The following is a 19,639-nucleotide window of genomic DNA, read 5'->3' as shown; positions in this document are numbered from 1 at the left end:
CAGCCGCCGTCAGGCCGGCAACGCGAACCGCGTCACCGCATCCCGCAACGCCTCGGCCTGATCGCGCAGCGAATGCGCGGCGGCCGCGGCTTCCTCGACGAGCGCCGCGTTCTGCTGCGTCACCTGATCCATCTCGCCCACCGCGCGATTGACCTGCTCGATCCCGGCGCTCTGTTCGCGCGACGCATGGCTGATCTCGTCGAGGATCTCGTTCACGCGCCGCACCGACTGCACGATCTCGGCCATCGTCTCGCCCGCGTGCGTGACGAGCGCCGCGCCTTGCTCGACGGTCTCGTTCGACGACACGATCAGCGACTTGATCTCCTTTGCCGCCGTCGCCGAGCGTTGCGCGAGCGAGCGCACCTCGGCCGCGACCACCGCGAAGCCGCGGCCCTGTTCGCCGGCACGCGCAGCCTCGACCGCCGCGTTCAGCGCGAGGATGTTCGTCTGGAACGCGATCCCGTCGATCACGCCGATGATGTCGCCGATCTTGTGCGAGCGGTCGGTGATCTCGTTCATCGTGCGCACGACGTCGTCGACCACCGCGCTGCCGCGCGTTGCCACCTGCGCGGCCTGGTCGGCGAGCGACGCGGCCTGCGCGGCGCTGTCCGCGTTCTGCTTCACGTTCGCGGTCATCTGGTCCATGCTCGACGCGGTCTGTACGAGCGCGGCCGCCTGTTCCTCGGTGCGCTGCGACAGGTCCGTGTTGCCGGACGCGATCTCGCTCGCGCCGACGTTGATGTTCTCGGTGCCCATCCGCACGCGCGACACCATGTCGATCAGCCCGCCCTGCATCGTGTGCAGTGCATGCAGCAGGCTGCCGCGATCGTCCTGCTTCACGGTCACGCGCGCGGTCAGGTCGCCCTGTGCAATGCGCTGCGCGGCGTCGAGCGCCACTTCCAGTTCGCCGCCGAGGTTCGCGCGCACGCTTTTCAGCACCAGCACCATCACGGCGGTCGCGATCCCGCCGAGCACGGCCGTCATCGCGAGCCAGCGGCCGACGCTTTCGAGCACCGCCGAGCGGACGTCGTTCATGTACATGCCGGTCACGAGATACCAGTCCCACGGCGCGAAGCGCTGCACCGCGCTGGTTTTGTCTTGCGGCTTGTCGGCGCCCGGCTTCGGCCACAGATACTCGACGAAGCCCTTGCCGCCTTCCAGGTTGCCGGCCTTCACGATCTCGACGAACAGGTGCTTGCCGTTCGGATCGGTGAAATTCGACACGTCCTTGCCGTTGAGCTCGGACTTGATCGGATGCATCACGATCACCGGCTTCGAGTCGTTGATCGAGATGTAGCCGTCCGCGCCGTGGCGCATCGCGGCGATCGCCTCGAGCGCCTTCTGCTTCGCTTCGGCTTCCGGCAGCGCGTTCTGCTGCGACAGCTTGTAGAAATGGTCGGTCACGCTCGCGGCCTGCGCGACCAGCGACGCGAGCTGGTCGCGGCGGTCCGTGATCATCGATGCGCGCGTCTGCCATGCGCCGAGCCCGGCGATCACGAGCAGGCCGAGCCAGAGGATGACGATCATCGAGGCGAGTTTCTGATTCAGGGAAAGGTTGCGCATGGTGTGTGGTCGGTCGTGGAAGCTCGCCGTAACGGCGTGACGGGGTAAGTGTCTTGACGGCGCCCGACGCGCGTCGCCGTAGACGGGAAATCCCTTAGAAGGTGCCGCGAAATTAACGGTCGCGGTGTTGGTCCTTTTCGGCAAGTCACGCGGCAAGGGTCTGGAAGGGGCCGGATGTCAACGGGAATGGATAAATGACAGGAGCAGCAATGAAAGTGGAGATGAGCCCACGGCGAAGCGTTGAAAGGCCTAAAAGAGTCGCGCGCTAAGTTTGGGGATGAGCGGATTCGAGCGACTGGCGACGGGATAGTGCATGCCGATGAACAAATGGATGCTTACGTAGGAACGGCGGTAGATGCGGTCTGCAGTTGATCGAAGGCATGTTCGAAACCGACGTCATCGATCGCGCCGGCGCCGAACGGATCAAATCGATGCTGGATCGCCATATCGAGAAGGCTCGCAGGGATGAACTATGACGACGATCGATCACCCAGCGCGGTGTGCCCGCGCAGCTTCGGAGGGCCACGTCATCGGCGCGACGCCGCGCTTGCCACGGCTGACGACTTAATCGAATAAATGCATATCTCAAAATATGTCGCTGCCGAATGATTCTGTAACTTTGGTATGCTAGCGACCAAATTCCGAGTTTCGCGGCGTGGTCCCCGTGACCGCCCGCTTAAAAGACCAAGTCACGAATAAGAACGATGAGAGCGCGGGTATGTCGATAGCTGAAACCCTTCGAAGTTTTTCGTCCGGTCTGGTTGACTGGAACCAGCGGCCCGTCGCCCTCAATTTTGGGCAAGCGCAAAGCGCGGTCGGTCATCTACTGGCGCTTCATCACGCGGATATCCACGAAGGATTGCTGACCGGTATCGACGGCTATCTGAACTGCGTTTCGACACACGACAACCTGTCTCCCAAGCTGCTTCTCGGTCTGCCAGTGTCGGTGCGCCTCACGACCGACCGGGGCGGCTTGCAGACGATCAACGCGATCGTTCGCGATGTGCAGGTGGGCCAATCGGACGGCGAATTGACCGTCTATCGATTAAACGTTTGCGACGCTTTGTCGCTGATGGACCGCCGCACGAACTCTCGCATATTCCGTTCGCGTAACGTTATCGACATTCTCGCGACGCTGATGAACGAATGGCGGCAACGGAGTGCGGCGCTGGCCCGCGCGTTCGAATTCGACCTGTCCAGCCTGCGTCGTGAACGCTACCCGGCGCGCGAACTCACGCGACAGGTCAACGAGTCGGATGCACGATTTGTCCGCCGGCTGCTGCGGCGCGAAGGGATCACGGTGTTTGCGAAGGCAGGCTCGGCTGGCGGTGCGCGCAGCATCACCGACGAGCGACCGATTCACACACTCGTCTTTTGCGATGACCCGATGCGGCTTGCCGAAGCACCGGCCGGTGCTGTGCGCCTGCATCCGCGCGATGCAGGGACCGAACAACGCGACACGGTAACGCTCTTTGCGCACTATCAGAGCCTTTCGGCCGGTAAGGCGAGCCGGCCATCGTGGGACTACAAGAAGGCCCGCATGGACGATTCCGCCGTCGCTACCGGTATCGATCAGGGCGAGTCCGGCAACGACCTTGCGCGATTGCTGACCGATGTTGCGATCGACATTCCACACGTCGGCGATTCATGGAACGATCATGAACGCATCACGCGCAACCGGATGCTGGCGCACCAGTTCGCAGCGGAGCGGTACGACGGTATCAGCAGCGTCCGCGATATGCCGGTCGGTTCATGGTTCACGCTGACGGGCGATCCGGAACTCGACATGAAGCCGGCCGATCAGCGCCAGTTCGTCGTTACGTCGGTTCGTCACGATATCTGGAACAACCTTCCGAAAGACCTGACCGGCCGCGTGATCGCGCTATTCGCAGCGAGCCGAAACATTGCGCAGACCGTGCTACCCGCGCCGACCGACGTGTCGGGGCAGGAAGACACGCGCTACGAAAACAGTTTCACGTGCGTCCGGCGCGGCGTGCCGCTCAAACCTTCCTACGATCCGAAGATCGATTTGCCGCCCGTACACCTGCTGACCGGAACGATTGTCGGCACGGAGGGAGAGGAAGTGTTTTGCGACGCAGACGGCCGCGTGCGCGTGCTGATTCACGGCCTCGATCCGGCGGACCATACGCACGCGCAAGGCGTCGGAACGAATGGACTGGCGGGCGACAGCGCGCCGATTCGTGTCGGGGCGAGTTTGGCGGGCGGCAACTTCGGCGCGCTTTTTCTGCCCCGCGTCGGAATGGAAGTTTTATTGGGCTGTCTTTCAGGCGACCCGGACCGTTTGGTCATCATCGCGGTTTTGAGTAACGGCGCGAACCCGCCTGCGACGTTCACCCATACCGGCGCGCTGCCGGGCAACCGGTACGTGTCCGGGATCAAGACGAAGGAGATTAAGGGGCGACGTTATAACCAACTACGTCTTGACGATACCCCCTCGCAAATTTCCGCACAGCTAGCGAGCGAACATGCGCACACGCAATTGAATTTGGGGTATCTCACGCAGCCCCGGAAGGATGGACACGGGACCGACCGGGGCGAGGGTGCGGAACTGCGCACCGACGCTGCCGCCGCGCTGCGCGCCGCACAAGGCATTCTGTTGACGACCTACGCACGCTCACAGGCGAGCGGGGGGCAGCTCGACCGCGACGAACTCGTTGGCCTGCTCGGCCAGTGCACGGAGCTCTTCAAATCGCTTGGCGACTATGCCGGCCAGCACGGTGGACAAGCCGCCGACACGGCCGGGCAAGCGACCATTGCCGATGCGTTCAAGGAATGGAAGCCCGGAGGAACGGGATCGGGTGCGGCCGGCGATGGGGCCGCGCTGATGGCGTTCGGCGCGCAGGCCGGATCGCTCAACGTCACGCCGAAAACGCACGTGACCTATGCCGGCGTGAACATCGATCAAGTGGCGCAGCAACACGTGCAAGTCACCAGCGGCGAGCGTATTAACCTGCACGGAGGACGTGGCGTCGCGATGTTCGCACATAGCGAAGGCGTGTCGGCCATCGCAAATCAAGGCAAGGTCACGATTCAATCGCAGAACGACGATACGCAAGTCGATTCGGCGAAGAACATCCAACTCACTGCGGCCGGCGGCAAGCTCGCGGGCATGGCGAGCGATCAGGTGGTGTTCATCACGTCGGGGGGCGCATATCTCAAGCTGCACGGCAGCGATATTGAACTCGGTTGCCCCGGCACCTTCACGGTGAAATCGGCCGGCCATTCGTGGGATGGGCCCGCCAGCATGTCCGCGGACATGCCGAAATTCGATCATGCGGCGCTCGGCCGCGTGCCGAAGCTCGTTCGTGCCGCGGACGGCAACGCGGCGGCAGGGTTCGACGGACAGGTACAAAAGGCGTCGGGGGCGCTGTCGAATCTGAAGACCGATGCGGTCGGCGAACTGCCGGCGGTGCATGCCGACCAGTTCGAAAAGCTGGCGGTGCAGTTCGTCAAGAAGAACGTATAAGCAAGGGCCGGAGTTTTGATGACCAATTCTTTTCTCGATCCTCGACCGGTAGCCGACGCGCGCACCGACGAACCGACCACAAAATCCGATGCGGCGGGCGCAACTGCATCGCGCGGAGAACCGCCGCCTATTGTTGTGGGTCGTGCCGAAGGGCCGACCTTGTTCGACAAGGACAACCGGCTTATCTGCATCAAGCAAATGCCGCTGCCCGGCATCGTCATCTTCGTGCACGGCGTGAACTCCGAAGGCGAATGGTTCGAGGCGGCGGAGGAAGGACTGTGCAAGGGCCTCAATCGTCGGCTCGGCCGTCTTGATGATCAATTGAAGTACCAAGGCATTGACGCCGGCCAATTGAAGCCCGCGAAGTACACGGAAAGCCTGACGCCGGACGGATTTCTGAATCCAAAGTTGCTTGCGGACAACTACATCAAACCCGATCCGTCGTTCTCGAACGTGATTCACTTCCGGTGGGGTTATCGGGCGACCGTCGAAGAATTGAAGGAATACGGAGACAAGATTTTCCTGAACGAACAGGACTATTGGGGCGGCGGTCCGTTCACGAATGGATGTTCGAGTCTCCCCGATCTTTGGCATGGCGGACTTGATGATCGTGCATTCGGTTGGACAAGCGTGCAGGCCATCAACCCGACCAATCGGCCCCTGTATCGCGCGCCGCCCCGCGCGTATGGCGCCCTTGCCGCCTTGCGCCTTGCCAAGCTGATCGAGTCGATCCGCCGCATGCAGGCCACCGTACCGATTACCGTCGTATGTCACAGTCAAGGCAACATTGTGGGCCTCACGGCGGCGTTCTTCGGCGATGCACTGCCCGACGTTGAAGACCCGTGGGGACACAAGGGGCGATGCGTGGCGGATGCCTACGTGCTGGCAAACGCACCATACAGCTTTGCGAAGGGGGACGGCCCGTATAAATCTTCCACGGGAATGGATGCGTGGTCGCAACGTGAGACGAAAGACCCGCACGGGAATCGCGGACGGCAGACCTACGCAGCGCGCACGCAGACGTTTGGCAAGTTTCTGTCGATCATCGGCACGCGCAAAGCGTACGAACTTCCTGCCGACAAGATCGATGAAGACATGGGGAACAGTCGGGTATCGCCGACGAGCAACAAGTCGTATGCAGCACAGGAAGACCGTGTGCGTCACGGTCTGAATGAATCGACATATGGCCGCGTCACGGCGTACTGTTGTCCGCATGATCAGGTGATTTCGGCGGTGACGGTTCAAGGGATTGGCTGGCGCGGTATCAGCAAGCTTGAAATCAACGATATCGGTGTTCCCGGCGTACTGACGCAGCGTGTCTTCGCATCGGGTTTCGATGTCGGCGTGCAGAAAGACTATCGATATTGGGAAGACGACTGGCGGCATGTACAGAAAGGGACGACTCCGGGATTCTGGTATCCGCCGTCGCCGCCGGCAAAATTCGGTCTGGTTGGTGCGCTCAAAGGAAACGAGTCGGTCTGGGGGATGATGGGGACATTAATTACCGCCCCCCTCATGTACGCGGGAACTGCTGCGACTGCTGCACTGAAGATGTTTCGCGTGAATGAAGACCCGCCGAAGGGCTGGACCGTGACTGCGGATGCCCCCGCGCTGGATCAACCGTTCCCGCCGAAGGCGAAGCGGTTCGGCAAGCCGATCGCGCCGACAGAAGATGGACCGGCCAAAAGCGACTTCAACGAAGGCAACGATCCGCCGTCCGCATGGCGCGACGCGAGCAAGGCGGATGCGGACAAGCGAGCCGACGACCCCTACGACGTTTACAAGTCGAAGAACAACGACGGTGACGCCCAAGGTACGGCTGAGAGTGAAACCGGACAACGCTACGAGGATCGCGCGCTGATGCGTTTGGAAGCACGACGTGCGATGAACTCTGATTGGGTTGATAAGGACGGTCACGTGATCGGTGAAGATGGGAAAAGCGCTGTGCCCGAAGGCTATACGGATTGGCGCAACAAGCAGATCACGGACGGGATGGACCGTGGCCAGACCAATAACCCGACAAACCACTCAACAACGATGACCAATGCGGATCATGCCGAATATGCGCTTGCGTATGATGTGGCGGTTGGCCTGTGCTATCTGACGGAAAAGCAAATCAAGGCGCTGCGCATTGAAGCAGATTGGCGGATGGGGAATGGTATTCCGGAAAGCAATCCAAACAGAAAATATGCCAAGTATTTTAGATCTGGCATTCTCGATGAGCTCCCGATGCATAAATGGGTCCACAAAGAGAACGGCGAAGGCAACATGCCCGGCAAGATTGCTGACGAGCGCGAAGGTCAGGCTCATTTGAAGGTCGGAGGCGTAGTATGAAGGCGCTGATCGCTACATGGCCTCGACGTGTCGCTGTCGCTGCTTTGGTATGGATGGTCGCGGCCCTACTCATGGCGACGCTGATGGCGCACGCGGAGCAACCGGACCCGGGACACTTGGAAATAGGAGATTGGATGAAACGATTCGTAGTCGCGCCTGGCATGCTGGCGCTTGTGGTGTTTTTGTTCACCACGGCCATGATGCGGCCGGCACAGGCCGCCCCCGCCCAGACACCCACCGGCAAGGCAGCGCCAGTAGCGGAAGAACCGGCGAAGCCGTTTGTCGCGCAGGTCGTCGGACTGATTTGGTTGAATCCGCTCGAACGCAAGGACTATCCGACCGAATGGCAATTGTTGTGGACGCAAGGACTCGCCGCACCGAACAAGAACGATGACATGGTTCGCACCGATCCGAAATCGTTCTCGACGCTCAAATCAATCGGGGCATTGGTGTACGGCAACGAAGGTGAAGAAACATTCAAGGGCTTCTATCATAAATACATGGAAGCCTTTTTGGATTTGCTGCGTAACCGCTACGCGATGAATCCGTCGTACTTCTATACAGTGCAGTCCGACAATCCAAAGAATTGGCGTGAACTTGCTGGAATTCGTGTTGAATTGGCAATTCCCAAGAGGCTCGACATCACCGAGTCCAGAGAATTCTTGACCAAAGAGATCAGGGAAACTTTCTTGATCGGAAACCGGAATTTCCCGAAAGTATGGAGCCGCGACACGCCCCCTGATGTGCAGGTCACGCAAGGCGGTGCGAACGCCGGCTTTACGTCGCTGAACAAGGCGTTGAACTACTTGCAGACGAACCCCGACAAGAGCGTGTGGGTCATGAATTGGGATGCGCCGAGTTTTCCGCCCACGGACGCGCAGATTAACGAGAATCTTGTTGTACTGTTCCTCGCCGGCCCGACCTTCAACACGGAGCGTGAACCGCTCGCATGGATCGGCAAGGCGGCGACGGGCGACACGAAGGACTTCTCGCCGAAGGTTGGCACAACGCGCACTGTGCAGGCGTGGAAGGCGACTATAGACCACGCGGCACGCAATGCCGGCGTCGCGGTTACTGACCTGAAATACATCGTCCACGATGCAGGTAAAGGCAGTGATGCGGCCTCGAACCGTCTTGTCGGCCTGTCGCAAACGCTCACCGAAGTTCTGCCGGAATACGACCACTCAAAGCAGACGTTCAACACGGCGGCGCTGCTCGGCGACATGGGGACCGGTAGCGCATTGACCGACGTTGCACTGGCGATCGGCCGGATCAATCACTTTGGCGGTAACGCACTGGTTGCGGGCACCACCGATGCGGAGCATCCGGTCGCGGTTGTCGTCCTGCCGCCGTCAAAGTTGACGACGATCGATCCGAACAAGGATTGGTTCCGCGCGCGTGGCGGAAACAATGCTTACCTGCCGTGGTGGGGTCGCCGACACGATACTGATTACGGTCAGCAGGGATATTCGTGGTGATGTAGTCGGCGCGGCGGCACGTGCACATGTGCGCGCTGCCGCGCCGAGTCATTCAGGGCTGGAGATATGCGGGGAATTGTCCGGGTAGACGATGTACATACGCACGGTGGGCGGGTGGAAACCGGAGCCGGTACGAGCAAGGTAATGGGCCGCGCGGTCGCTCGCATCGGCGACACGTGTTCCTGTCCGATTCACGGCGCTTGCGTGATCGTCGAAGGTGACGTGGAATTCAAGGTTGAAGGCCAGGCCGCCGCGTTCGACGGCCACAAGACCTCATGCGGTGCCGAATTGATTTCATCCCTTCCGACTTCCGGACGTGTTTGAATGCGGAAGCCCCGTGCATGACCGCCGAGCAGTTCCGCGGATCAAGCCGTTGAACCAGTGAGCGTTGCATGAGACATGCGTCCGGCGCCTGGGCAGCGGCGCGGCACCGAACGAAACCGAAAGGAGGCAACGATGCGAATTCTGGTGGTAGGGGCCGGCGCGGTCGGCGGGTATTTCGGCGGCCGGCTGGCCGCGGCGGGGCGCGACGTGACGTTCCTGGTACGCGACGGCCGCGCGGCCGCGCTGGCGCGCGACGGGCTGCTGATCCGCAGCCCGCGCGGCGACCTGACGCTCGCGAACGTGCAGACCGTGCGCGCGGGCGATGCGGGGGCCGGCGTCGCGCCGTTCGACCTCGTGCTGCTGAGCTGCAAGGCGTACAGCCTCGACGATGCAATTCAGTCGTTCGCGCCGTTCGTCGGCCCGCAGACGCTGATCCTGCCGATGCTCAACGGGATGCGCCATCTCGACGTGCTGCGCGACCGGTTCGGCGCCGCGCAGGTGCTCGGCGGGCTGTGCGTGATCGCGGCGACGCTCGATCGCGAGCAGCGCATCGTGCACCTCAACGACACGCACGGGGTCACCTTCGGCGAACTCGCGGGCGGTGAATCGCCGCGTGTGCGCGCGGTGGCCGACGCGCTCGGCGGCGCGGGGTTCGATGCGACGCTCAGCGACAACGTGGTCGCGCGGATGTGGGAAAAATGGGTGTTCCTCGCGACGCTCGCCGCGAGCACGTCGCTGTTCCGCGGCTCGGTGGGCGACATTCTCGCCGCGCCGGACGGCCGCCGCCTGCTCGAGACGATGCTCGGCGAATGCAGCGCGATTGCCGAGCACAACGGCCACCGGCCCGAGCCGGCCGCCATCGAGCGGATGCAGCGAATGGTGCTGACGCCGTCGCCGCTGACCGCGTCGATGCTGCGCGACGTCGAGAACCATGCGCGCGTCGAAGCCGATCACGTGATCGGCGACCTGCTCGCGCGCCGCGACCCGGAGGCGGCCGATACGCTGTCGCTGCTGCGGATCGCGTACAACCACCTGAAGGCATACGAAGTGCGGACGGCGCGCGAGCACGCGGCCGCATGAGCACCGGAGCGGGCGGCCACCCGGCCGTTCCGCGCTGCACAAATTTGTCGTCCGGCGCCCTGTGCGGCCGGAATGCGCAAAAAAGTATCGGAAATCAGGCGTAAAGTTGGTGGAGCCGCGCGCTCGATCGACCTACATTGCTTCCCATGCGACCGGTCGCGTCGCCGCGTGAAATACGCGGCGCACGCGCGCAACGAACCGGCCAGCGAGACATGGGAATGGAGACGCCAACCATGATGCACCCCGATCTGGAAGTGGTCGACGTGCGACGCGACGAGTCGTTCAAGGTCTGGTCGCACGGCTATCCGTATCGCACGATCCGCTGGCACTTCCATCCCGAATTCGAACTGCACCTGATCGTCGCGACGCGCGGCAAGTATTTCGTCGGCGACCACATCGGCTCGTTCGGCCCCGGCCATCTCGTGCTGCTCGGCCCGAACCTGCCGCACAACTGGGTCAGCGACATGGCCGAAGGCGAAACCGTCGAGCGCCGCAATCTCGTGATCCAGTTCGATCCCGCGTTCGTGCGCCGCTGCATGGACGCGTTTCCCGAATGCCGCGACGCGCAGGCGCTGCTTGACGATGCGCGGCGCGGGGTCGGCTTCGACGCGGCGACCAGCGCCGCGATCGCGCCGCTGTTCGACGAACTGCTGGCCGCGCGCGGCATGCGCCGCATCGCGCTGTTCATGACGATCCTCGAACGGCTTTGCGGGGCGGCCGAACGCACGCTGCTCGCGAGCCCCGCGTACGACCAGGCCGACGTCACGCCCACGCGGCTCAGCCATGCGCTGTCCTACATCGGCAAGAACCTTGCGTCCGAGCTGCGGGAAGCCGATCTCGCGCAACTGACCGGGCAGAGCGTCAGCGCGTTCTCGCGAGCGTTCCACCGCCAGACGGGCATGCCGTTCGTGCAGTACGTGAATCGTCTGCGGATTGAGTCCGCGTGCCAGATGCTGCTCGCCGACGACGCGAACATCACCGATATCTGCTTCCAGGCCGGCTTCAACAACGTGTCGAACTTCAACCGCCAGTTCCGCGCGGTGAAGGGGATGGCGCCGTCCGAATTCCGCGCGCTGCAGCGCCTGAACGCGCGCAGTCGCGAGCTCGCGCTGCACGCGGCGCCCACCGGCAATCCGCTGCCGCCGCGTGTCGTCACGGCCGGCATCCCCGAGCTCGCGCCGCAGCCAGGATGATCGCGGGGCCGCGGCCCGCCTGACTTTCCCGACCGTTTCACCCAGCGCAATCGCGTCGCCCACGTCGCGAGGGGCGCGTTCAACCACGAAAAAGCTGCACACATAACCGGAGACACCGTCATGACGCATGCATCGCCCGCTTCATCCCCCCGTCGCGCCGCCCGTATGGCGGTGATTGCCGCGCTCGCCGTCGCGGCCTGGCTGCCCGCTGCCGCCGTGCAGGCCGCACCGCTGCGCATCGGCATGACGTTTCAGGAGCTGAACAACCCGTATTTCGTGACGATGCAGAAGGCGCTGAACGACGCGGCCGCGTCGATCGGCGCGCAGGTCGTCGTCACCGACGCGCATCACGACGTCAGCAAGCAGGTGAGCGACGTCGAGGACATGCTGCAGAAGAAGATCGACATCCTGCTCGTGAACCCGACCGATTCGACCGGCATCCAGTCGGCGATCACGCAGGCGAAGAAGGCCGGCGCGGTGGTGGTGGCCGTCGATGCGAACGCGAACGGCCCGGTCGATTCGTTCGTCGGCTCGAAGAACTACGACGCGGGCGTGATGTCGTGCGACTACCTCGCGAAGGCGATCGGCGGCAGCGGCGAGGTCGCCATTCTCGACGGCATCCCGGTCGTGCCGATTCTCGAACGCGTGCGCGGCTGCAAGGCCGGGCTCGCGAAATACCCGAACGTGAAGCTGGTCGACACGCAGAACGGCAAGCAGGAGCGCGCGACCGCGCTGTCGGTCACGGAAAACATGATCTCCGCGCATCCGAACCTGAAGGGCATCTTCAGCGTGAACGACGGCGGCGCGATGGGCTCGCTCGCCGCGATCGAGAGCTCGGGCAAGGACATCAAGCTGACGAGCGTCGACGGCGCGCCCGAGGCGATCGCCGCGATCCAGAAGCCGAATTCGAAGTTCATCGAGACGACCGCGCAGTTCCCGGCCGACCAGGTGCGCATCGCGCTCGGCATCGCGATCGCGCGCAAGTGGGGCGCGACGGTGCCGAAGGCGATTCCCGTCGACGTGAAGGTGGTCGATCGCGGCAACGCGAAGGGCTTCAGCTGGTGAACGACGTGCGATGCGACGCGAAGGGCGGCGGCACGGCCGGCGCTCTTCGCACGGAGAAGCCGATGGACGCGATACTCAGGCTCAGCCACATCACGAAAAGCTTTCCGGGCGTGAAGGCGCTGTCCGACATTGATCTGGAGATTGCGCGCGGCGAGATCCACGCGCTGCTTGGCGAGAACGGCGCGGGCAAGTCGACGCTGATGAAGATCCTGTGCGGCATTCATCAGCCGGATGCCGGCACGATCGAAATCGACGGCACCGCCCGCCATTTCGCGGACTATCACGATGCGGTCGCGGCCGGCGTCGGCATCGTGTTCCAGGAATTCAGCCTGATTCCGCATCTCGACGCCGTCGACAACCTGTTCCTCGGCCGCGAGCTGCGCAACCGCTGGGGCGCGCGCGACCGCAAGCGGATGCGTCACGCGGCGGCCGCGATCTTCGCGCGGCTCGGCGTGGCGATCGATCTCGATGCGCCGATCCGTGCGCTGTCGGTCGCGCAGCAGCAGTTCGTCGAGATCGGCAAGGCGCTGTCGCTCGACGCGCGCATCCTGATCCTCGACGAACCGACCGCCACGCTCACGCCGGCCGAGGCCGAGCACCTGTTCGCGATCATGCGCGAGCTGAAGCGGCAGGGCGTCGCGATGATCTTCATCTCGCATCACCTCGACGAGATCTTCGCGGTGTGCGACCGCATCACGGTGCTGCGCGACGGCCAGTACGTGGCGACGACCGACGTCGCGCGCACGGACGTCGAGCAACTGGTACGGATGATGGTCGGCCGCCGGATCGAAAGCAGCTTTCCGCCGAAACCGGCGCGCGCGGCCGATGCGCCGCGGGTGCTGGAGGTCAACGAACTGCAGATCGAGCGCGGCGGCCCGGTGAACCGCTTCACGCTGCATGCCGGCGAGATCCTCGGCTTCGCCGGGCTGGTCGGCTCGGGCCGCACGGAAACCGCGCTCGCGGTGATCGGCGCGACGCGTGCGCACCGCAAGGACGTGCGCGTACGCGGCACGGCGGCGAAGCTCGCCGATCCGGCCGACGCGCTGCGCGCGGGCATCGGCATCCTGCCGGAGAGCCGCAAGACGGAAGGGCTCATCACGTCGTTCTCGATCCGCGACAACATCTCGCTGAACAACCTCGGCAAGTACCGGTCGATGCGCTGGCTGATCGACCGCCGCGACGAGGCGCGCACCACGCACGACGTGATGCGGCGCGTCGGCGTGAAGGCGCCGTCGATCCACACCGAGGTCGCGACGTTGTCCGGCGGCAACCAGCAGAAGGTCGTGATCGCGCGCTGGCTGAACCATCACACGTCGGTGCTGATCTTCGACGAGCCGACGCGCGGCATCGACGTCGGCGCGAAAGCCGAAATCTACGGGCTGATGCGCGAACTCACCGCGCGCGGCTACGCCATCATCATGATCTCGTCCGAGTTGCCGGAAATCGTCGGCATGTGCGATCGCGTCGCCGTGTTCCGGCAGGGCCGCATCGAGGCGACGCTCGCAGGCGACGAGATCGATCCCGACACGGTCATGACCTATGCCACGGCCGGCACGCGAGGAGCGACCCATGAACCTGCCTGATTCTTCTTCCACGCGTTCCACGACGCTCGCGGCGACAGCCGGACACGGCGACGCACCGCCGCCACGCGCGAGGTGGGCGCAGCTGCGGCGCTCGACGCTGTTCTATCCGCTCGTCGGCCTGATCGTCGTGTGCATCGCGATGATGATCGCGAGCCCGAGCTTCCTGTCCGCCGCGAACCTGGAGAACGTGCTGCGCCAGGTGTCGATCAACGCGATCATCGCGGTCGGCATGACCTGCGTGATCCTGACCGGCGGGATCGACCTGTCGGTCGGCTCGGTGATGGCGCTGTCGGGCACGCTCGCGGCCGGGCTGATGGTCGCGGGCGTGAGCGCGGTTGCGGCGCTCGCGATCGGCATCGCGGTCGGCTTCGGTTTCGGTTTCCTGAACGGCGTGTTCGTCGCGTTCGCGGGGATGCCGCCGATCATCGTCACGCTCGCGACGATGGGTATCGCGCGCGGCCTGGCATTGATCTACACGGGCGGCTATCCGATCGACGGCTTGCCCGACTGGGTCGCGTTCTTCGGCAGCGGCAAGGTGTTCGGCATCCAGGCGCCCGTGCTGATCATGCTGGTGGTCTATGCGATCGCGTGGCTGCTGCTCGACCGGATGCCGTTCGGCCGCTACGTGTATGCGATCGGCGGCAACGAGCAGGCGACGCGGCTCACCGGCGTGCGGGTCGCGCGCGTGAAGCTGATCGTCTACACGCTGGCCGGCCTCACGTCGGCGCTCGCCGCGATCGTGTTGACCGGGCGCCTGATGAGCGGTCAGCCGAACGCAGGCGTGGGCTTCGAGCTCGACGCGATCGCGGCTGTCGTGATGGGCGGCACGTCGATCTCCGGCGGGCGCGGTGCGATCCTCGGCACGCTGGTCGGCGCGCTGCTGCTCGGCGTGCTCAACAACGGGCTGAACATGATCGGCGTGAACCCGTATGTGCAGAACGTGATCAAGGGCGGAATCATCCTGCTCGCGATCTACATCAGCCGCGAACGGTCGCGGTAGCGATCGATTCATCAGTCATCCAGATCATCCACGAAAGAGACTATCCATGACGACACCCGAAGCCCTGCCGCGGATGACCGCGGTCGTCTGCCACGGCCCCGAGGACTACCGCGTCGAACAGGTCGCGAAGCCGCGCCCCGGCGCGAACGAGCTCGTGATCCGCATCGCCGCATGCGGAATCTGCGCGAGCGACTGCAAGTGCTACACCGGCGCGAAGATGTTCTGGGGCGGCCCGAGCCCATGGGTGAAGGCGCCCGTGATTCCCGGCCACGAATTCTTCGGCCACGTCGAAGCGCTCGGTGACGGCGCGGCCGGGCATTTCGGCGTGGCGGTGGGCGATCGCGTGATCGCCGAGCAGATCGTGCCATGCGGCAAGTGCCGCTATTGCAAGTCGGGCCAGTACTGGATGTGCGAAGTGCACAACATCTTCGGCTTCCAGCGCGAGGTGGCCGACGGCGGGATGGCCGAGTACATGCGCATTCCGCCGACCGCGATCGTCCACAAGATTCCGCTCGGCGTGTCGCTCGAGGACGCGGCGATCATCGAGCCGCTTTCGTGCGCGATCCATACGGTGAGCCGTGGCGACGTCCAGCTCGACGACGTGGTCGTGATCGCGGGCGCGGGCCCGCTCGGGCTGATGATGACGCAGGTCGCGCACCTGAAGACGCCGAAGAAGCTCGTCGTGATCGACCTGATCGACGAGCGGCTGGAACTCGCGCGCGAGTACGGTGCGGACGTGACGATCAACCCGGCGCGCGACGATGCGCGCGAGATCGTCCGGTCGCTCACCGACGGCTACGGCTGCGACGTCTACATCGAGACGACCGGCGCGCCGGTCGGCGTGAGCCAGGGGCTCGACCTGATCCGCAAGCTCGGCCGCTTCGTCGAATTCAGCGTGTTCGGCGAGGATGCGACCGTCGACTGGTCGATCATCGGCGATCGCAAGGAGCTCGACGTACGCGGCGCGCACCTGGGGCCATACTGCTACCCGATCGCGATCGACCTGCTCGCGCGCGGGCTCGTCACGTCGAAAGGCATCGTCACGCACGATTTCGCGCTCGAGGACTGGGACGACGCGATCCGCGTCGCGAAATCGCCCGAATCGATCAAGGTGCTGCTGAAACCGGCCCGCTGACGGCCGGCGTGCGCCTCACCGGAGACATCATGGAATACGTCATAGGCGTCGATATCGGCACGCAGAGCACCAAGGCGCTGCTCGTCGACCGGCACGGCACGATCGTCGCGCGGCGCTCGGCCGGCTACCAGCCCGATACGCCGCGCCCGCTGTGGGCCGAGCAATGGCCGCAGGTGTGGTTCGATGCGGTGCTCGCGTGCATCGCGGGCTGCGTGAGCGATGCGCGCGCGCAGGGCGTGCCGGCCGATGCGATTCGCGCGGTGTGCGTGGGCAGCCTGTACGGCGGCTCGGGCATTCCGGTCGACATCGACATGCGGCCGCTCCATCCGTGCTTGATCTGGATGGACCGGCGTGCGACCGCGGAAGTCGACTGGGTCAACGCGAACGTGAACGTCGAGCGGCTGCGCGTGATCACGGGCAACGGCGTCGACAGCTACTACGGCTTCACGAAGATGCTGTGGCTGCGCGACCAGCGGCCGGACGTGTGGGCGAACGTGCGCTATTTCCTGCCGCCGAACGCGTACGTGATCTACCTGCTGACCGGCGAGGTCGCGGTCGATCACAGTTCGGCCGGCAATATCGGCGGCGTGTACGACGTCGCGCGCCGCGAGTGGTCCGACGACGCGCTCGACATGCTCGGCATTCCGGCGACGATGATGCCCGAGCGGCTCGTCGAATCGACGGACATCGTCGGCGGGCTGTTGTCCCAATGGACGGAGCAGCTCGGGCTGCCGGCCGGCACGCCCGTCGTCGCCGGCGGCGTCGATGCGGCCGTCGCGACCTTCGCGGCCGGCGCGACGCGCGCGGGGCAGCATGTCGCGATGATCGGCACCAGCATGTGCTGGGGTTACGTGAGCCGGCACGTCGATGCGCGTCACGGGCTCGTCAGCATGCCGCACGTGTTCAACGGGCAGCGCGACCTCTACGTGTTCGGCGGCGCGATCACGGCCGGCGCGTCGGTTGCGTGGTTTCGCGATCAGTTTTGCCACGCGGAAATCGATGCGGCACGCCTGCTGCCGCACGGCGATCCGCACGTGCTGCTCGAGGAAGCAGCCGAAGGCGTGCCGCCGGGCGCCGACGGCGTGCTGTTCCTGCCGTACCTGATGGGCGAGCGCAGCCCCGTGTGGGACGCGAAGGCGAGCGGTGCGTTCGTCGGGCTGAGTCTCGCGCATACGCGCGCGCACCTGTATCGCGCGGTGCTCGAAGGTGTCGCGTTCGCGTTGCGGCACAACATCGAGGCCGGCCGGCGCGGCGCGGTGGCGCTGGATGACCGGCTGATCGTCGTGGGCGGGGCCGCGCATTCGGCGCTGTGGATGCAGATCATCGCGGACGTGACGGGCTTCCCGGTGTGGACGATCGAGCAGGACGTCGAAGCCGCGATGGGGGCGGCCTTGCTCGCGGGCGTCGGGGCAGGGCTCGTATCACACGACGACGCGCAAGGCGGCTGGGTCACGCTCGTCGAGCGCGCACGGCCCGATGCCGGACGCGCGAAAGCGTATGCGGCGCGCTTTGCGCTTTATACGGCGCTGTATCCGGCGCTCAAACCGATCATGCACGAGTTGCACACGCCATCATGAAGACACGATTCGATTTCGACGGTTTGCGGGTGCTCGTCACGGGGGCGTCGAGCGGGATCGGGCGCGCGTGCGCGGTCGCGCTGGCGCAGGCGGGCGCGCAGGTCGTCGCGGCCGGGCGCGACATGGCCGCGCTCGATGCGCTAGCCGGCGAGGCCGCGTGCGAGACGCTGCGACTCGACGTCGGTGGCGACGAGCACGCGATCGATACGGCGCTCGCCGCGCACGATGCGTTCGACGGCCTCGTGAATTGCGCGGGGATCGCGTCACTCGAATCGGCGCTCGAGGTGAGCGCCGCGCATTTTGATCGCGTGATGGCCGTCAATGCACGCGGCGCGGCGCTCGTTGCCCGGGCCGTCGCACGGAAGATGATCGCGCGCGACGCGCGTGGCGTCGCGCACGCGCGGGGCAGCATCGTCAACGTATCGAGCCAGGCCGCGCTCGTCGGCTTGCCCGCGCATCTGAGTTACTGCGCGTCGAAGGCGGCGATGGATGCGATCACGCGCGTGCTGTGCATCGAACTCGGGCCGCACGGCATTCGTGTGAACAGTGTGAACCCGACCGTCACGCTCACGCCGATGGCGCAGTTCGCGTGGAGCGAACCGGAAAAGCGGGCGCCGATGCTGGCCGCGATTCCGCTCGGGCGATTCGCGGAGCCGGACGAGGTCGTCGAACCGATCCTGTTCTTGCTCAGCGACGCGGCGTCGATGGTCAGCGGCGTGTCGTTGCCGATCGACGGCGGGTATACGGCGCGCTAGCCAACCTCATGCGGCGCCGACGGCGCATGACGGGAACCCGCGGTGAATGCGCGGCGCGACAGCCCTGAGGCTAGACAGGATCCTTGCTCGGCGGTCCGTCCGGTTGCTGCGGGTTGTCGTGATGGCCGGGCGGCGACGAGAACGGATCGTCTTCCGGATCGCGGTTCGGGTCGGCCGGTGGCTCGGGCGTCGGGGTCGTGTGATCGGTCATGGAGGACTCGCGCGGTGCGTGACGGCGGTGGCGCGGCAGGGGCGCCTCGTCTCCGTTATAGCCAATCGGGCGTGCGTTTGCAGCGGGATTGTGGCGGCGGGTGGTGTGTCGCCGGTGCAATCCGGGCCCGGGCCGCTTTCGGGCAGGCACCCGCCGCGCGCGGCGCGTGCGCTGTATTGCACCGCGCGCTCTGCGCGATCCCGGTCAGCGCAAATCCGCCGGTGTATCGACGTCGCGCACGATGCCGGGATCGTCGACGTCGAGCAGCCTGACCGGCGCGCTGGCGAACAGCGCGCGGGCGCCCGTGTCGCCGTCGAGCGCGGCGAGCGCATCGAAATGGTGCGCGGCGAACCCGACCGGATGGCCGCGCACGCCGCGGTGCGCGGGCGCGACGATCGACGCGTCGTCGGCGTCGAGCGCGCGCGTGACGGCTTCATAGGTGGACGCCGCGATCCACGGCATGTCGCCGAGCGCGACGAGCCAGCTGTTCGCGTCGGGCGTCGCGCGCACGCCGGCCGCGAGGCTCGCGCCCATGCCGCGCGCGGCGTCGGGTGCATAGACGACGTGGCAGCCGGCTTCGTTCAGCAGCATCGCGAGTTTTTCGGCACCGGGACGCACGACGGCGATCACGTCGGCCGTGGCCGCCGCGAGATGACGGGCGGCCGCGACCGCAACCGGCGTGCCGTCGGGAAGCAGCGCGAGCAGCTTGCTGTGCAGGCCGCTCGGGTCGAAGCGCTGACCGAGGCCGCCCGCGAGGAGGACGCCGGTGGCGAGTGACGCATAGGACATCGGCGCGGGGGAGAGTGATGCAGGTGCTGCGATTGTGCGGGAGCGGGCAGGGATCGACAAGTGAG

Annotated in this window: 15 protein-coding genes; 12 read left to right on the top strand and 3 right to left on the bottom strand. The window is 65.1% G+C overall.

What is annotated here, in order from left to right; all coding sequences use genetic code 11:
• Positions 1–9: 9 nt before the first annotated feature.
• Positions 10–1,563, bottom strand: coding sequence for a methyl-accepting chemotaxis protein (locus QZM35_RS08570; RefSeq protein ID WP_089427065.1), 1,554 nt, complete (start codon positions 1,561–1,563; stop codon positions 10–12).
• 718 nt (positions 1,564–2,281) lie between these two features.
• On the opposite strand from QZM35_RS08570, the gene QZM35_RS08565 reads away from it, so the two are divergent.
• The 12 genes from QZM35_RS08565 (at position 2,282) to QZM35_RS08510 (ending at position 18,574) form a co-directional block, all read left to right on the top strand.
• Positions 2,282–5,050, top strand: a complete 2,769-nt coding sequence (locus tag QZM35_RS08565) for a type VI secretion system Vgr family protein (RefSeq protein ID WP_089427066.1) — start codon at positions 2,282–2,284, stop codon at positions 5,048–5,050.
• Positions 5,051–5,068: 18 nt separating this feature from the next.
• Complete coding sequence (locus tag QZM35_RS08560) at positions 5,069–7,384, top strand: hypothetical protein (protein WP_301775781.1); 2,316 nt, start codon at positions 5,069–5,071, stop codon at positions 7,382–7,384.
• The gene (locus QZM35_RS08555) at positions 7,381–8,862 is read left to right on the top strand and encodes a virulence factor (RefSeq protein ID WP_174972161.1); all 1,482 of its coding nucleotides are present in this window, start codon (positions 7,381–7,383) and stop codon (positions 8,860–8,862) included. Before QZM35_RS08560 ends, QZM35_RS08555 begins: the two co-directional genes overlap by 4 nt.
• Positions 8,863–8,928: 66 nt before the next feature.
• Positions 8,929–9,186: a PAAR domain-containing protein gene (locus QZM35_RS08550; RefSeq protein ID WP_089427067.1), complete on the top strand. Its 258-nt coding sequence runs from the start codon at positions 8,929–8,931 to the stop codon at positions 9,184–9,186.
• A 132-nt stretch (positions 9,187–9,318) separates the two neighbouring features.
• The gene (panE, locus tag QZM35_RS08545) at positions 9,319–10,266 is read left to right on the top strand and encodes a 2-dehydropantoate 2-reductase (protein ID WP_301775780.1); all 948 of its coding nucleotides are present in this window, start codon (positions 9,319–9,321) and stop codon (positions 10,264–10,266) included.
• A gap of 233 nt (positions 10,267–10,499) precedes the next feature.
• Entirely contained in the window at positions 10,500–11,459 is a 960-nt protein-coding gene (locus QZM35_RS08540) for an AraC family transcriptional regulator (RefSeq protein ID WP_301775779.1), read from the top strand.
• A gap of 120 nt (positions 11,460–11,579) precedes the next feature.
• Positions 11,580–12,524, top strand: a complete 945-nt coding sequence (locus QZM35_RS08535; protein WP_089427069.1) for a substrate-binding domain-containing protein — start codon at positions 11,580–11,582, stop codon at positions 12,522–12,524.
• Positions 12,525–12,586: 62 nt separating this feature from the next.
• Complete coding sequence (locus QZM35_RS08530; protein ID WP_301775778.1) at positions 12,587–14,107, top strand: sugar ABC transporter ATP-binding protein; 1,521 nt, start codon at positions 12,587–12,589, stop codon at positions 14,105–14,107.
• Positions 14,094–15,107: an ABC transporter permease gene (locus QZM35_RS08525; protein ID WP_301775777.1), complete on the top strand. Its 1,014-nt coding sequence runs from the start codon at positions 14,094–14,096 to the stop codon at positions 15,105–15,107. Before QZM35_RS08530 ends, QZM35_RS08525 begins: the two co-directional genes overlap by 14 nt.
• Before the next feature lie 46 nt (positions 15,108–15,153).
• Positions 15,154–16,242, top strand: coding sequence for an alcohol dehydrogenase catalytic domain-containing protein (locus QZM35_RS08520; RefSeq protein WP_174972163.1), 1,089 nt, complete (start codon positions 15,154–15,156; stop codon positions 16,240–16,242).
• 29 nt (positions 16,243–16,271) lie between these two features.
• Positions 16,272–17,819, top strand: a complete 1,548-nt coding sequence (locus QZM35_RS08515; protein WP_301775776.1) for an FGGY-family carbohydrate kinase — start codon at positions 16,272–16,274, stop codon at positions 17,817–17,819.
• Entirely contained in the window at positions 17,816–18,574 is a 759-nt protein-coding gene (locus QZM35_RS08510; protein WP_174972167.1) for an SDR family oxidoreductase, read from the top strand. Before QZM35_RS08515 ends, QZM35_RS08510 begins: the two co-directional genes overlap by 4 nt.
• A 70-nt stretch (positions 18,575–18,644) precedes the next feature.
• On the opposite strand, the gene QZM35_RS08505 is transcribed toward QZM35_RS08510, so the two are convergent.
• Together QZM35_RS08505 and QZM35_RS08500 are read right to left on the bottom strand one after the other, a co-directional pair.
• The gene (locus tag QZM35_RS08505) at positions 18,645–18,785 is read right to left on the bottom strand and encodes a hypothetical protein (protein ID WP_174972170.1); all 141 of its coding nucleotides are present in this window, start codon (positions 18,783–18,785) and stop codon (positions 18,645–18,647) included.
• A 204-nt stretch (positions 18,786–18,989) separates the two neighbouring features.
• Positions 18,990–19,574, bottom strand: a complete 585-nt coding sequence (locus QZM35_RS08500; RefSeq protein WP_089427073.1) for an NTP transferase domain-containing protein — start codon at positions 19,572–19,574, stop codon at positions 18,990–18,992.
• Positions 19,575–19,639: the final 65 nt, after the last annotated feature.

Origin of the sequence: Burkholderia sp. AU45274 (assembly GCF_030482505.1) — a bacterium.
In the GTDB taxonomy this organism is placed as follows: Bacteria; Pseudomonadota; Gammaproteobacteria; order Burkholderiales; family Burkholderiaceae; genus Burkholderia.
The sequence above is the reverse complement of the archived record's forward strand: the minus strand, read 5'-3'. Positions and strand labels throughout refer to the sequence as shown.